Source organism: Streptomyces axinellae, from assembly GCF_039532135.1.
GTDB lineage: Bacteria > Actinomycetota > Actinomycetes > Streptomycetales > Streptomycetaceae > Streptomyces > Streptomyces axinellae.
In genome coordinates this window covers 137639-152187 of record NZ_BAAARJ010000016.1, presented here as the reverse complement: position 1 = coordinate 152187, position 14549 = coordinate 137639, and the positions used below count along the sequence as shown (strand labels likewise).

Annotated in this window: 13 protein-coding genes; 9 read left to right on the top strand and 4 right to left on the bottom strand. The window is 72.2% G+C overall.

Annotated features, from left to right (window positions below; translation table 11 throughout):
• Window positions 1-68 precede the first annotated feature (68 nt).
• Window positions 69-1697, bottom strand: a complete 1629-nt coding sequence (gene aceB, locus ABD339_RS23490) for a malate synthase A (RefSeq protein ID WP_344568405.1) — start codon at window positions 1695-1697, stop codon at window positions 69-71.
• A 400-nt stretch (window positions 1698-2097) separates the two neighbouring features.
• Complete coding sequence (locus ABD339_RS23485; RefSeq protein WP_344568403.1) at window positions 2098-2706, bottom strand: nucleotidyltransferase family protein; 609 nt, start codon at window positions 2704-2706, stop codon at window positions 2098-2100.
• 242 nt (window positions 2707-2948) lie between these two features.
• On the opposite strand from ABD339_RS23485, the gene ABD339_RS23480 reads away from it, so the two are divergent.
• Together ABD339_RS23480 and ABD339_RS23475 are read left to right on the top strand one after the other, a co-directional pair.
• Entirely contained in the window at window positions 2949-3311 is a 363-nt protein-coding gene (locus ABD339_RS23480) for a DUF5955 family protein (RefSeq protein WP_344568402.1), read from the top strand.
• A 380-nt stretch (window positions 3312-3691) separates the two neighbouring features.
• Window positions 3692-4879 carry a glycoside hydrolase family 88/105 protein gene (locus ABD339_RS23475; protein WP_344568401.1) on the top strand — a complete coding sequence of 396 codons (1188 nt, stop codon included), beginning with the start codon at window positions 3692-3694 and terminating at the stop codon, window positions 4877-4879.
• A 76-nt stretch (window positions 4880-4955) separates the two neighbouring features.
• Here ABD339_RS23475 and ABD339_RS23470 read toward each other — a convergent pair whose 3' ends face one another.
• Window positions 4956-5783 carry an IclR family transcriptional regulator gene (locus tag ABD339_RS23470; protein ID WP_344568400.1) on the bottom strand — a complete coding sequence of 276 codons (828 nt, stop codon included), beginning with the start codon at window positions 5781-5783 and terminating at the stop codon, window positions 4956-4958.
• Between the two features lie 297 nt (window positions 5784-6080).
• Here ABD339_RS23470 and allB point away from each other — a divergent pair, with 297 nt between their 5' ends.
• From allB to ABD339_RS23440, 6 genes are all read left to right on the top strand, one after another.
• Window positions 6081-7421 (top strand): allantoinase AllB, encoded by a 1341-nt coding sequence (allB, locus tag ABD339_RS23465; RefSeq protein ID WP_344568399.1) that lies wholly within the window; start codon window positions 6081-6083, stop codon window positions 7419-7421.
• Complete coding sequence (alc, locus tag ABD339_RS23460; protein ID WP_344568398.1) at window positions 7421-8563, top strand: allantoicase; 1143 nt, start codon at window positions 7421-7423, stop codon at window positions 8561-8563. The genes allB and alc overlap by 1 nt, the downstream gene beginning before the upstream one ends.
• A gap of 119 nt (window positions 8564-8682) precedes the next feature.
• Window positions 8683-9108, top strand: a complete 426-nt coding sequence (locus ABD339_RS23455; protein WP_344568397.1) for a guanyl-specific ribonuclease — start codon at window positions 8683-8685, stop codon at window positions 9106-9108.
• A 286-nt stretch (window positions 9109-9394) separates the two neighbouring features.
• Window positions 9395-10324 (top strand): sugar kinase, encoded by a 930-nt coding sequence (locus tag ABD339_RS23450; RefSeq protein WP_344568396.1) that lies wholly within the window; start codon window positions 9395-9397, stop codon window positions 10322-10324.
• Between the two features lie 67 nt (window positions 10325-10391).
• Window positions 10392-11039, top strand: coding sequence for a bifunctional 4-hydroxy-2-oxoglutarate aldolase/2-dehydro-3-deoxy-phosphogluconate aldolase (locus tag ABD339_RS23445; protein WP_344568395.1), 648 nt, complete (start codon window positions 10392-10394; stop codon window positions 11037-11039).
• Between the two features lie 346 nt (window positions 11040-11385).
• Window positions 11386-11901 carry a GNAT family N-acetyltransferase gene (locus tag ABD339_RS23440; RefSeq protein ID WP_344568394.1) on the top strand — a complete coding sequence of 172 codons (516 nt, stop codon included), beginning with the start codon at window positions 11386-11388 and terminating at the stop codon, window positions 11899-11901.
• 44 nt (window positions 11902-11945) lie between these two features.
• Here the strand turns inward: ABD339_RS23440 and ABD339_RS23435 are convergent, their stop codons facing one another.
• On the bottom strand, window positions 11946-13046 hold the full coding sequence (locus ABD339_RS23435; protein ID WP_344568393.1) for a Gfo/Idh/MocA family protein: 1101 nt from the start codon (window positions 13044-13046) through the stop codon (window positions 11946-11948).
• Window positions 13047-13188: 142 nt separating this feature from the next.
• On the opposite strand from ABD339_RS23435, the gene ABD339_RS23430 reads away from it, so the two are divergent.
• On the top strand, window positions 13189-13908 hold the full coding sequence (locus ABD339_RS23430; RefSeq protein ID WP_344568460.1) for a GntR family transcriptional regulator: 720 nt from the start codon (window positions 13189-13191) through the stop codon (window positions 13906-13908).
• Window positions 13909-14549: the final 641 nt, after the last annotated feature.

The following is a 14549-nucleotide window of genomic DNA, read 5'->3' as shown; positions in this document are numbered from 1 at the left end:
CCGCGCCCGGCATCCCACGCTCAACCGCTCGACTCCTCAGCCGTTCAACCCCTCAACTCCTCAACCGCTCAGCCGCGCAGGATCTCGTACGCCGGGAGCGTGAGGAACTCCTCGTACGTCTCGTCCAGGGCCACCCGCAGCAGCAGGTCGTGGGCCTGCTGCCAGTTGCCCGCGGCGAAGGCTTCCTCGCCCGTCTCCGCGCGGATCGCGGCCAGTTCCCCGGCGGCGACCTCGCGGGCGAGGTCGGCGGTGACCTTCCGGCCGTCGTCCAGGACGACCCCGGCGTTGATCCACTGCCAGATCTGGGAGCGGGAGATCTCGGCGGTCGCCGCGTCCTCCATCAGGTTGAAGATGGCCACCGCGCCCAGCCCGCGCAGCCACGCCTCGATGTAGCGGATGCCCACCTGCACCGCGTTGCGCAGCCCCTCGAAGGTCGGGCGGGCCGTCAGTGAGTCGATGGCGATCAGGTCGGCGGCCTTGACCTCGACGTCCTCGCGCAGTCGCTCCCGCTGGTCCGGGCGCTCACCCAGCACCGCGTCGAAGGACGCCTTGGCGACCGGCACCAGGTCGGGGTGGGCCACCCAGGAGCCGTCGAAGCCGTCGGCGGCCTCGCGGTCCTTGTCGCTCTTGACCTTCGCCAGCGCCTGTTCGTTCGCCTCCGGATCGCGCCGGTTGGGGATGAAAGCGGCCATCCCGCCGATCGCGTGCGCGCCGCGCTTGTGACAGGTGCGCACCAGCAGTTCGGTGTAGGCGCGCATGAACGGCGCCGTCATCGTGACCGCGTTGCGGTCCGGCAGCACGAAGCGGGGACCGGCGTCGCGGAAGTTCTTGACGATGGAGAAGAGGTAGTCCCAGCGGCCCGCGTTGAGCCCGGAGGCGTGGTCGCGCAGCTCGTAGAGGATCTCCTCCATCTCGTAGGCGGCGGTGATCGTCTCGATCAGCACGGTGGCGCGGACGGTGCCCTGCGGGATGCCGCAGTAGTCCTGCGCGAAGACGAACACCTCGTTCCACAGCCGCGCCTCCAGGTACGACTCGGTCTTCGGCAGGTAGAAGTACGGTCCCTTGCCCGCGTCGATGAGGCGCCGCGCGTTGTGGAAGAAGTACAGGCCGAAGTCGACCAGGGCGCCCGGCACCGGCTCCCCGTCGCACTCCAGGTGCCGCTCGTCCAGGTGCCAGCCGCGCGGGCGGACGACGACGGTGGCCAACTCCCCGGCGGGGCGCAGCGCGTAGGACTTGCCCGAGCGCTCGTCGGTGAAGTCGATGCGCCGCTCGTAGGCGTCGGTGAGGTTGAGCTGGCCGCCGATCACGTTCTCCCAGGTGGGCGCCGTGGCGTCCTCGAAGTCCGCGAGCCACACCTTCGCGCCCGAGTTGAGCGCGTTGATCGTCATCTTGCGGTCGGTGGGCCCGGTGATCTCGACGCGGCGGTCCAGGAGCGCCGGCGGGCAGTCGGCCACCTGCCACTCGCCCTCGCGCACCTGGGCGGTCTCGGGCAGGAAGTCCAGCGCGCTGGTGCGCGCGATCTCGGCGCGCTTGTCGGCCCTGCGCGCGAGCAGTTCGTTCCGGCGCGGGGTGAACCGGCGGTGCAGCGCGGCGAGGAATCCGAGTGCGGCGCCGGTCAGGACCTCATCCTGCCGCTCGGGCCGCTGCCCGGTCTCGACGCCGACGATGGCCAGCGGAGAGGACGCTGGTGCGGACATGGTGGGGTCACTCCTTCGGCGAGCGGTCGATCTGTGGCCGCCGGGCCGTACGGGTCAGGGCGGCACGGGGTGCCGTGGTCCACGCCCGACGCGGAACGCGGTGGCCGGCACCCTCGGAACAGAAAGGTGCTTCTGATCTGTGGAGGTTAGTTTCCTCATAGTGGAACTTCAAGGGTTTGTTGATGTCGAGACATCCCCTCCGCCGGAACGCACCGCTCCGCTGTCCCCGGGTGCCAGGCCGCCGTCTCCGGCGAACGCGGCCCCTGGGGAGTCCGTCCCGACGACGCGGGCGGACGCCTTCCTGACGAGGACCCGTACGGCCGGGGGCCCGTACGGCTGAGGGCCCGTACGGCCGGGGGCCCGCACAGCTGAGAGCCCGTACGGCCGGGGGCCCGTACGGCTAACGCAGCCGGGTGAGGTCCTCCGGGGTGTCGATATCGGCCGGGTCGGCCACATCGCCGCACTCCACCAGTGTCAACTGCCCGGCGGACGCCGCCAGATACCCGCGGGCCCCCGCGTCCCCGCGCGCCCCGCGCGCCACCTCCGCCCAGTGCTGCCGCCCGAACAGCACCGGATGCCCGCGCCGCCCCCCGTAGGAGGCGGCGGCCAAGGTGGCGGGGGAGCGGTAGGCGGCGCGCACCCGTGCGACGGCCCGCGGCCCGATCCCGGGCTGGTCCACGAGCGAGACGAGCACCGCCCCGGCGCCCTCCGAGGTCGCGGCCCGCTCCAGCCCGGCCCGCAGCGAGGTGCCCATGCCCTCCGCCCACTCCGGATTGTCGATCAGCACGCACCCCGCCAGCTCCGCCCGCTCACGCACCTCGTCGCGCGCCGCGCCCAGTACGACGAGGACGGGGGTACAGCCGCCCTCGCGCAGCGCGCGCACCGCGTGCTCCACCAGCGGCCTGCCCTCGTGGGTGAGCAGGGCCTTGGGCCGGCCGCCCAGCCGCCGCCCCCCGCCGGCGGCGAGCAGCAGCCCTGCCACCCGGGTGTGCGCATCGTCACGTGCCATATGCCATGGATATCGCACGTGCGACGTAGGCGCCTCTCCTCCTTGGGGATGACCATCGGAAAAAGGACCCCCAAATCTCGCGTTCCGTGTGGCGAACTGAGCGGAGAGTGGCGTTTACTGTCCAAACCCCCGAAGAGCCCGGCCAACTCCCGGGGGTATAGCGGCACTTTGGGGGTTTGTGCGGAGCGGGGATCCGCGCAGCGGGGGCCCGGGTGCCCACGAGGACGATGTGGGGGCAGAGCGTGCACAGCGAAACAGTCGGAAGGGCAGTATCAGCGGCAGGGGAGACGGGTGCCCCGGGCCGGAACGGCGGGGTTCCACGACTGGCGGCGAGCGCTGATCCGCGCCTGGACGCGCTGGCGACCGCGGTCGTGCAACTGCGCGCCGACCTCGACGTGTTCCCGGCCGAGCTGCGGGACCGCCGCACGGCCGAGGACCAACTCGACGCGCTCGCGGTCATGGTGCGCGCCCGCGTACCCGACGTGCCCGCGCTGCGGCAGGCACTGCTGCTGGTGAGCGCCGCGCTCGGATCGGTGAGCGCACTGGCGGTCCCCCTCGCGGGCCTCAGAAACGCGGTCGAACTCTTCGGCACCCCGCCTCGCTGAGCCTCAACGCCGCGCTGGGTACGGCGCTTTCCTGAGTCTGTCTCCGTCGGGGACCGGCCAGCCGCGGGGCCGGCCCGCGTGAACAAGTCGGTGCACAGGTCTTGTCCAAGACCGTAAGTCACCGCCACATTACGGGTAATGCGTATTACGCCGTGTCCGGCGCATGACGTCTGGGGGGCGCCCCGATGGGGCGCGAGAACTGCGCGCCCAGCGCACAACCACCCGCACACGCTGCGGCGTAACCAGCACGGGCCCCCCTCCCCAGCACCAGGAGGAGGGCAACAAGAGGATCCCCGGCGTGCCCGTGCACGCCCCGCCGCAAGTGCGCAGCACCACGTACCCACCTGTTCTTGGCACGCGCCAAACAGTGAGGAGTTCCCGTGATCACGCGCCGAACAGCTTTCGCGAGCGGCCTGGGTCTGGCCGGTGGCCTGCTGCTCCCCGTCACGCAGGCGTCCCCGGCGGTTGCCGGGCCCTCGACGGCCGCCGGGCCCTCGACGGCCCTTCCCGAAGATCTGTCGCGGGCCGTCGTGGACTCGGCGTTCTCCCGTACCCCCGACCCGGCCGCATTCGGCGGATGGGGCTATCCGGAGGGCCTGTTCCTCCTCGGTGCCTACCGCGTCCACCAGCGGGTGAAGGAGCAGTCCTACCTCGACTACATCCAGCGGTGGGTGGACCGTTTCGTGGACCGGAGCGGTCACATCGACAACAGATTCGACACCCTGGATTCGATGCAGGCGGGCAACCTGTTCCTCGTGCTCCACAAGGAGACGGGCGACAGCCGCTACCGCACCGCCGCCGACCAGATCAGAGCGCGGTTCACCGACTACCCGCGCACCGCCGACGGCGGGATGTGGCACGGTACGCCCAAGACCAACGAACTGTGGGCGGACGGCGTCTTCATGGCCCAGCCGTTCCTGCTGCGGTACGGCCTCGCCTACGGCGACGAGGACTACGCCTTCGAGGAAGTCACCCGGAACCTGTCGGTCTACTTCGCTCACCAGCGGGCGGACAACGGCCTGCTGTACCACGCCTACGACGCGGACGGCGACGCTCCGTGGCACCCGGATCCGGGCACCGGCCACTCGGGGTACTTCTGGGCGCGGGCCATCGGCTGGACGGCCATGACCCACATCGAGGTGCTGGAACTGCTGCCCGCCGGTCACCCGAGCCGCCCCGGACTCATCGAGCACGTCCGGCACATGGCACGCGGCTTCGTCCGCTACCAGGACCCGGACAGCGGGCGCTGGTTCCAGGTCGTGGACCGCGGGGAGGACAGCCGGAACTGGACGGAGACCTCAGCGTCCGCCATGTACACCCTGATGCTGCACGAGGCGGTACGGCGGGGCTACATCGCCGGAAGGAAGTACGAGCGGGCCGTCCGGCGCGGGCTGCGAGGTGTCCTGGAGAAGGTGACCGCCCGCGACGACGGCACGGTCGATCTGCATGACATCTCGGAGGGCACCAATGTCGGGACCCTGGACTTCTACTACGGACGCGCCCGCCGGACCAATGACCTGCACGGACTGGGCGCCCTGCTGCTCATGAACGAGCGTCTGAGGCGCTGACCCGCTGCCGGCCCCGGCCCCGGGGCCCGCCGCCGGGCGGCCGTCCGGCCCGGGCCCCGGGGGCCGCCGCCGCGGGTTACTGCCCTTCCCCGCTGCGGGCCAGCGCCTGGGCCAGGTCGGCGGCGACCTCATGGAGCAGGGGGACGAATTTGTCGGTCGCCGCGTCGGTGACCCGTCCCGCCGGGCCCGAGATGGAAATCGCGGCGGCCGTGGGGGAGTCGGGCACGGAGACGGCGATGCAGCGCACCCCGATCTCCTGCTCGTTGTCGTCGGTCGCGTAGCCGCTCTCGCGCACCTGTGCCAGCGCGTCGAGGAAAGCCTCCGGGGTGGTGATGGTCTTCTCGGTGGCCGCCGGCATCCCGGTCCGTGCGAGCAGCGCGCGGACCTGCTCGTCGGGGGTGTGCGAGAGCAGCGCCTTGCCGACGCCCGTGGAGTGCGGCAGCACGCGGCGGCCGACCTCGGTGAACATCCGCATCGAGTGCCGGGAGGGCACCTGGGCGACGTAGACCACCTCGTCGCCGTCCAGCAGCGCCATGTTGGCCGTCTCGCCGGTCTCCTCGACCAGCCGGGCCAGGGAGGGGCGGGCCCAGGTGCCCAGCAGCCGGGCCGCGCTCTCGCCGAGCCGGATGAGGCGGGGGCCCAGCGCGTAGCGGCGGTTGGGCTGTTGGCGGACGTAGCCGCACGAGACGAGGGTGCGCATCAGCCGGTGGATGGTGGGCAGGGGCAGGCCGCTGGTGGCGGACAGCTCGCTGAGCCCGACCTCGCCCCCCGCGTCGGCCATCCGCTCCAGGAGGCCGAAGGCCCGCTCCAGGGACTGGACTCCACCGGATGCGGCCGGGCCCGGGGCGGCCGGGGCCGCCTGGGCCCCCTGGGGTGTGGGGTTGCGCTCTGCGGACGGCGGCACGTCGGCTTCCTTTCCTGGCCTGCGGTCAGGCGCATGGTATCCGGGGCGCCGGGTGCCCCCGGCCCACGACCGCCGTACCCGTACCGGCACCCGTACCGGCCGGTGTGTGTACGCGCCCCCGGTTCTCGGCCGGGGGCCGGCTCTCCGGCCCGGACTGCCACGTCCTCCGGCGCACCCGTTCTCTTCTGTATGGCGAAAGAGTAGTTTCATTTTGTGGACTTCTCCAAGGGGGGAACCCTTGACTGGCCGATCCTGCCGGATCAAGATTCCTTCAACAGAACGTTGAAGGAGGTCGGTTTGTCCGACGTGCGGCTCGTCCTGCGCTCGCGGCGCGTACTCACCCCCGAAGGAGAGCGGCCGGCCTCCGTCACGGTCGGCGCGGACGGCGCGATCGCGGCGGTCCTGCCGTACGAAGCCGAGCCGCCGCCCGGCGCCACGGTCGAGGAGCTGGGCGAGGACGCACTGCTGCCCGGCCTGGTGGACACCCACGTCCATGTGAACGATCCCGGGCGCACCGCGTGGGAAGGCTTCCACACCGCCACCCGCGCCGCCGCCGCGGGCGGCATCACCACCCTCGTGGACATGCCGCTCAACTCCCTCCCGCCGACCACCACGGCCGCCAACCTGGCCGCCAAGCGCGCGGTCGCCGGGCCCAAGGCCCATGTGGACGTCGGCTTCTGGGGCGGCGCGATACCCGGCAACGTGCCCGAGCTGCGCGCCCTGCACGAGGCGGGCGTCTTCGGCTTCAAATGCTTCTTGTCGCCCTCCGGCGTCGAGGAGTTCCCCGAGCTGGACCGAGCCCAACTGGCCGCCGCCATGGCCGAGATCGCCTCCTTCGACGGCCTGCTCATCGTGCACGCCGAAGACCCCGGACAGCTGGCCTCCGCACCCCGGAAGGGCGGGCCCGCCTACGCCGACTTCCTCGCCTCCCGCCCCCGCGAGGCCGAGAACGACGCCATAGCGCTGCTGGTGGAACTCGCCCGCGAGCACGGCACCCGCGTCCATGTGCTGCACCTGTCCTCCAGCGGCGCGCTGCCCCTGCTGGCCCAGGCCCGCGCCGACGGCGTCCGGCTCACCGCCGAGACCTGCCCGCACTTCCTCACCCTCACCGCCGAGGAAGTCCCCGACGGCGCCACCGAGTTCAAGTGCTGCCCGCCCATCCGCGAGCGGACCAACCAGGACGCGCTCTGGCAGGGCCTGGCCGACGGCACGCTCGACTGCGTCGTCTCCGACCACTCGCCCTGCACCACCGACCTCAAGACCCCCGACTTCGGCACGGCCTGGGGCGGCATCTCCTCCCTCCAGCTCGGTCTGCCCGCCATCTGGACCGAGGCACGCCGCCGGGGGTACGGCCTCGCCGATGTCGTGCGCTGGATGTCCGGGGCCCCGGCGCGGCTCGCGGGGCTGGCCCACAAGGGCGCCATAGCCCCCGGGCGGGACGCGGACTTCGCCGTACTGGCGCCCGAAGAGACCTTCACCGTGGACCCGGCACACCTCCACCACCGCAACCAGGTCACCGCCTACGCCGGCAAGACCCTGCACGGCGTGGTGCGTTCGGCCTGGCTGCGCGGCGAGCGCGTCGCCGACCACGGGACCCCCACGCGCAAGACCGGACAACTGATCGAGAGGACGGCCTGATGACAGCGGCGACGACCGCGGGTATACCCGGCTACACCGGGGACGCGCAGCCCTACGGCGGTGGCGACACCTACGCCGACTACCGCGCTCCCGAGGCCGGGTTCCCCTTCGCCCACCTCCCCGACCTCGCCGACCGCAGGCTGGGCGCCACGGTCATCGCGGCCAACGACGAGTTCTTCGCCGAGCGGGAGAACCTCCTCAAGCCCGGCAGGCCCGAGTTCGACCCGACGGCCTTCGCCCACAAGGGCAAGGTCATGGACGGCTGGGAGACCCGCCGCAGGCGCGGCCCCTCCGCCGAGCACCCCCACCCCGCACCCGGGGACCACGACTGGGCGCTGGTACGGCTCGGCGCCCCCGGCGTCATCCGGGGCCTGCTCGTGGACACCGCCCACTTCCGCGGCAACTACCCCCAGGCCGTCTCCGTCGAGGCCACCGCCGTCCCCGGCACTCCCTCGCCCGAGGAATTGTCGGCGGCCGATGTGAAGTGGACGACGCTGGTGCCGCGCACGGCGGTCGGCGGCCACGCGGCCAACGGCTTCGCCGTCACCGAGGAGCGCCGCTTCACCCACCTGCGGGTGCGCCAGTTCCCCGACGGCGGCATCGCGCGCCTGCGGGTGTACGGCGAGGTGGTGCCCGACCCGGCGTGGCTGACCGCGCTCGGCACCTTCGACCTGCTGGCGCTGGAGAACGGCGGCCGGGCCGAGGACGCCTCCGACCGATTCTTCTCGCCGCCCGTACACACGGTGCTGCCCGGCCGTTCGCAGAAGATGGACGAGGGCTGGGAGACCCGCCGCCGCCGCGACGACGGCCACGACTGGCTCAGCTACGCGCTCGCCGCGCAGGGCCGCATCCGCGCGGTGGAGATCGACACCGCCTGCTACAAGGGGAATTCGGCGGGCTGGGCGAGCCTCGCCGGCAGGGACGGCGGAAGCGGTGACAGCGGGGAGTGGACAGAACTGCTGCCCCGCACCCGCCTCCAGCCCGACACCGTCCACCGCTTCCTGCTCACGGACGCTCCGGCGGTCACCCATGTACGGCTGGACATCTTCCCCGACGGAGGCGTGGCCCGGCTGCGCCTGCACGGCTCCCTGACCGACGCGGGGGCGCGGCACCTCACGGCCCGCTACGCCGAACTGGGCTGACACCCCGATCGCCGGCGGGCCCCGGGGGGTTCGGCGGCGGCCGGGCGGGCCGGGTGAACAACCGGGAAAATTCGCGGTGTTGGCGTTTACATGTCATCTACGCGCGTCACGATAGTGACATGAGATTCCCCCCACGCATCGCACGCGCCGGAGCACTCGGCGCTCTCACCGCCACCCTTCTCCTCGGCGCCCCCGCCCTCACCACCGCCACCGCGGCACCGGCCCCCACCTCGGCGCCGGCGGTCGTCGCGGTGCAGGACGTCGGCGACATCTGCCAGTCCAAGCTGCCCGCCGAGGCGCACGACACCCTCCAACTGATCGACAAGGGCGGCCCCTACCCCTACCCGCAGGACGGCACCGTCTTCCAGAACCGCGAGGGCGTCCTGCCGAAACAGAGCCAGGGCTACTACCACGAGTACACCGTCAAGACCCCCGGCTCCGAGGACCGGGGCGCCCGCCGCATCGTCACGGGCGACAAGCAGCAGGAGGACTACTACACCGCCGACCACTACGCGTCCTTCGACCTGGTCGACTTCAGCTGCTGACCGGCCGGCCCGCAGCCGCCGGCCGCGCCCGCATCAACTGCCGAACCACTGCTCGCGCCCGCGTCCGTGCCGCACTCGCGCACGGCGGGCACCGGCCGCCGCTCCGGAGGGAGCGGCGGCCGGTATTGCGTGTAGCGTCTCTCTCCTCCGTTTTTCCTGCGGGCCCCGGGGGGTGGCTTTGTGGCGCTGAGCGGGTAACGTTCCCCACAGAGAGTGATGCATCGGCGGTAGATATGGGGAGTTACCGGTGAGAAACGGCCCGGAGGCGGTTACATGCGGTGAGGCAATGCTGCTGATGCTCGCCGAACCCGGTCTCCCGCTGGAACGTGCCGCGCACTTCCGCCGTTCCGTGGCCGGCGCCGAGTCCAATGTCGCCTCCGGCCTGGCGCGGCTGGGGCACTGGGCGCGGTGGATCGGCCGCGTCGGGGACGACCCGGCGGGCGAGGCCGTACTGCGCGAGCTGCGCGCCGACGGAGTGGACGTCTCCTGCGCCGAGATGGACCCCGAATCGCCCACCGGATTGCTGCTGCGCGACAGCCACCCCCGGCGCTCCATCGATGTGCAGTACTACCGCACGGGCTCCGCCGCCTCCCTGCTCAGCCCCGCGCAGATCACCCCCGAAGCCCTGGCCGGCGTACGGCTGGTACACGTGACCGGGATCACCCCCATGCTCTCCGAGTCGGCCGAGGAGGCGACGCACGCCCTCGTCGAGCGCGCCAGGCAGGTCGGCGCCGCCGTCTCGTTCGACCCGAACGTGCGCCGCAAACTGGGCTCCGAGCACGAGTGGATACGCCGCGTCGGGCCGCTGCTGCGCCAGGCCGATCTCGTCCTCGCGGGGGAGGACGAGCTGGAACTGCTGCTGGGCGCCGGACCGGACGAAGGGGCCAAGGCGCTGCTGACCCTCGGCCGGGCGAGCACGGTAGTGGTCAAGCGGCGCGACCACAGCGCTGTCGCGCACAGCGCCGAAGGCCAGTGGGAGCAGCAGCCCTTCGAGGTGCCCGTGGTCGATCCGGTGGGCGCGGGGGACGCGTTCGCCGCCGGCTGGCTGTCGGCGCGGCTGCGCGGACTCGACCAGCCGAGCGCCCTCGCGGAGGCGGCCTGTGTGGCGGCGCTCGTCATCCAGGCACCCGGCGACACCGACGGGCTGCCCACCGCCGCGGCCCGCGACCGGGCGCTGAACGCCTTTGTCCGGGGCACCGATCCGGTGCACCGCTGAGAGCCGGGCCGGCAGCCGAGCCGTACCACTGACAATCAAACAGAACCAGAAAGGCGGCGAACTTGCCGTGTACCGCTGGGAGATCACCCGGGCCGCGCTGGAGCAGCGCGTCTTCGCCATTGTTCGCGCACAGAACTACGAGAAGGCGACGGCCCTCGCCGACACCCTCCTCGCCGCCGGTATCACCAGCCTGGAGATCTCGCTGACCACGCCGTACGCGCTGGAGGCGATCAGCACCCTGCGCCGGGAGACCGGCGACGACTCGGTGATCGGCGCGGGCACCGTGCTCGACGGGGCCTCCGCCCGGCTCGCCGTGGACGCGGGCGCCAGGTTCCTGGTTTCGCCGAGCCTGGACGCCGAGGTCATACGCACCGGACACCGCTACGGCATACCCGTCTTCCCCGGCGTCGCCAGCCCCACTGAGATGGTGCACGCACTGGAGCTGGGGGCCGACGCGCTCAAGCTCTTCCCCGCCTCGGGCCACAGCCCCGGCTGGCTGCGCGACGTACGCGCCGCACTGCCGCAGGCCCCCGTGCTGCCGACCGGCGGCATCAGCGTCGAGGCGGCCCCCGAGTGGATCGCCGCGGGAGCCGCGGCCTGCGGCATGGGCTCCGCGCTCACCGAGGGCGACCGCGAGACGGTCGCCAAGCGCGTCACCGAACTCCTCCAGAGCCTGGAGGACGCCGTCCCCACCGAGGACCGCCCAGGCCACTAGGGTCTCTCGTTCGGGTCTTCGTGGATCGGGCCGCGGCGTCGGATGCGGTGCCTCGCAAGGCGGAGGAGCTTCCTCGTACTCGGCGTACTCGTGTGCTCCGACAACGCGGCGAGGTGCCGTAGCTGTCGTCCCGGGCCCGCGAAGATCCAACGAGAGATCTTGGTCCTGACCGGGCGGGATGCGGGAGGCCCGTCCGAGCGGCTGCCGGTGCGCCTCGCCCGGGACGCGCCAGAGGGAGGCGGTCGGCAACGCCGGTGGGGAGTGTCGGTGGGGACCCCGGGGGCGTGCCGCGATGACTTCGTGGAGGCCCCGTCAGTGGTCTGGGCCGAGCTTTTAGGGTACCCCCATGAGGATCAGCGAGTGCCGGGAAGAAGACGTCGAACTCCTCGACCAGCACCTGCCGTTCCGGGGCGTCGCCCCGCACGACGGCCTGCGCTACGCCCAGCAGGGAGAGGGGGACGGTACCTTTCTGGTCGCCTGGGAAGAGGGGCGGCCGGTCGCGGGGTGCGAGGTGCGCTGGGAGGGCTGTGCCGCGCCCGAGGTGCGGGCCGCGCACCCCGTGTGCCCTGAGGTGAACGGACTGGGGGTGTGGCCCGGCACCGCCCGATCCCAGAGCATAGGTGCGGGCCTGCTCCGGGAGGCCGAGCGTCTGGCGACGGGGCGCGGCTGCCCGGACATCGGTCTGGGCGTCGAGAAGAACAACCCCCGCGCGAGCGCGCTCTACCGGCGCCTCGGCTACCTCACCTCGGTGCCGTACCTGGACTGCTGGTCCTACGACGACGGCGCCGGGATCACCCACCGGGTGGCCGACGCCCGGGTGTTCATGGTCAAGCCGCTGCCCCGGGCGGCCGGGACCGTGTGAGGGCAGGACTCGGCCGACGGGCCGGGGCGGACGGCTGTGCCGGGTCAGGACTTCGTGACGGGGGGCGTGGCGGGGGCGGCCGGGGCGGGCCGCTCGCCGCGGCCGGCCCGCCGTCCGGCCTCCTCGCGGGAGGCCGGCGGTGCCTGGTCCGCCAAGGTGGCGATCTCCACCGGGGTGGCGGTGGCGCGGGACAGCTCGCAGGCTTCGGCGGCCAGCAGCGCCGCCAGCGCCTCCTGTCCGTCGCACGGGTTGGGGATCTCCCCGCGCACGGCCCGCACGAACGCCGTGATCTCGGCCTCGTAGGCCGGTCCGAAGCGGTCGAGGAAGCCGGGCCAGGGCTGGTCGGGAGCCGGTGCCGCCCCCGGCTCCAGCGAGGTGAGGGGCGTGCGCCCGTCCAGCCCTACCGCGAACTGGTCCCGTTCACCGGCCAGTTCCATCCGCACGTCGTACCCTGCCCCGTTGACGCGGGTGGCCGTGGCCGTGCACAGCGTGCCGTCATCCAGCGTCAGCAGCGCGGCGGCCGTGGCCACATCGCCGGCCTCGGCGAACATCGCGGGCCCCGCCTGCGAGCCGGCCGCGTACACCGAGACGATCTCGCGGCCGGTCACCCACCGGATCGCGTCGAAGTCGTGCACCAGGCAGTCCCGGTAGAGCCCGCCCGAGAGCGGGAGGTAGGCGGCGGGCGGCGGCGCAGGGTCCGAGGTGAGGGCGCGCACCGTGTGCAGCCGGCCCAGCCGCCCGGCGCGCACGGCCTCGCGGGCGGCCGTGTAGCCCGCGTCGAAGCGCCGCATGAAGCCGATCTGCAACAGGGTGCCCGCCTCCGCCACGGCGTCCAGGGCCTCGCGGGTGCCGCGCAGGTCGAGGGCGACGGGCTTCTCGCAGAAGACCGGCAGGCCGTGCCCGGCCGCCGTGCGGATGAGTTCGGCGTGCGAGGCGGTGGCGGAGGCGATCACCACGGCGTGGATGTCCAGCGAGAACAGCTCGCCGACGGTCGGCACCGGCGTCGCGTCCAGCGCGGCGGCGACCTCGACGGCCCGCAGGGGATCCGCGTCCGCGACCACCAGTTCGGTCACTTCAGGGTGCGCGCTGAGCGTGCGGGCGTGCAAGGTGCCGATCCGGCCGGTTCCGATGAGTCCGATGCGCATGGCAATACGCTGGCGTGGCGGTGCGGCCCTGTCAACGTGTTGTCGTTTCGTCCTGACAATCGAACGTACGGTTTCCGGCGGCACGGAAGACCACTACGCTCGCCCCGTGGCGAAGAATGATCCGGTGGACCTCCAGCTCAGTGTGGACCGCGCGAGCCCCGTGCCGCTCTACTTCCAGCTCTCCCAGCAGTTGGAGACCGCCATCGAGCGCGGACAACTCGGCCCCGGCAGCCTCCTGGGCAACGAGATCGAGCTGGCCGGCCGCCTGGGCCTGTCCCGTCCCACGGTCCGCCAGGCCATCCAGTCGCTGGTGGACAAGGGCCTGCTGGTGCGGCGCCGGGGCATCGGCACGCAGGTCGTACACAGCCAGGTCAAACGCCCCATGGAGCTGAGCAGCCTGTACGACGACCTGGAGGCGGCCGGACAGCGCCCCGCCACACGGGTGTTGCGACAGGGCACGGAGGAGGCCACGGCGGAGGTCGCCGCCGCGCTGGCCGTCCCGGAGGGCACACAAGTACGAAGGGTGGAGCGGCTGCGGCTCACGCACGGGGAGCCCATGGCGTACCTGCGCAACCACCTGCCGGCGGACCTGCTGTCCCCGGAACGCGAGGAGTTGGAGACCACCGGGCTCTACCGGCTGATGCGCGGCGCGGGGGTGACGCTGCACTCGGCCCGGCAGAGCGTGGGCGCGCGGGTCGCCGACGCCCGCGAGGGCGAGCTGCTGGGAGAGCCGGCGGGCGCCCCGGTGCTGACGATGCGGCGGACGGCGTACGACGACACGGGCCGCCCCGTCGAGTACGGCTCGCACCTGTACCGGGCCTCCCGCTATTCCTTCGAGTTCCAGCTTCTGGTCCGCCCCTGAAGCGGTGCGCGCTTTGGCGGCCCCAGGTGCGTTGACGGCCACCGGGCCCCGGCTGCAACTCGCCCATGATGCACAGAAGTACGGGACGTACGGCACGCGGGGCGGCGGTCCTCACGGCGGTGATGGTCGTCATGGCGGGCGCGGGCGCATGCAGCGGCTCGGAGGCAAGAAGGCCGAGGACGCCGGAGCGGTCGGCACACCGGTATGAGGCGGGGCCGTTCGCGGCCCGGCTGGCTTGGCGCGTTCCGGTCTCGTGGGCAAGGGGCTCGAAGAGAGCGGCCAGCGGCGCTCGTACGCCGGAAGAAATGTGAGCGCTCTGCCGCCTTGACGCTGAAACCGGTCACTCTAACGGAGTAATGTCAGATAGATCAGGGAGTAGTACGTTAGGGATGGCAGCGAAGAAGGCAAGCGACTGAGCTTCAGGTATTTCCTGTGTCCGAGCGCCCAACGCGGTTTGTCCAGTACCGGTAGCAGAATCGCGAAGAGGGGCCGACATGCCCCTTCTGTTTCCCATTTCCAAGAGCATGACCGGCTGCGGGAAAACGCAGCTGGGTGACGTTCGACGTCATCAGCCACGGCCCGCGCGCGGTCCGCCAGACGGTCTTCTTCCGTTTCCCCGGCCCGTACCCGACTTCAGGTCC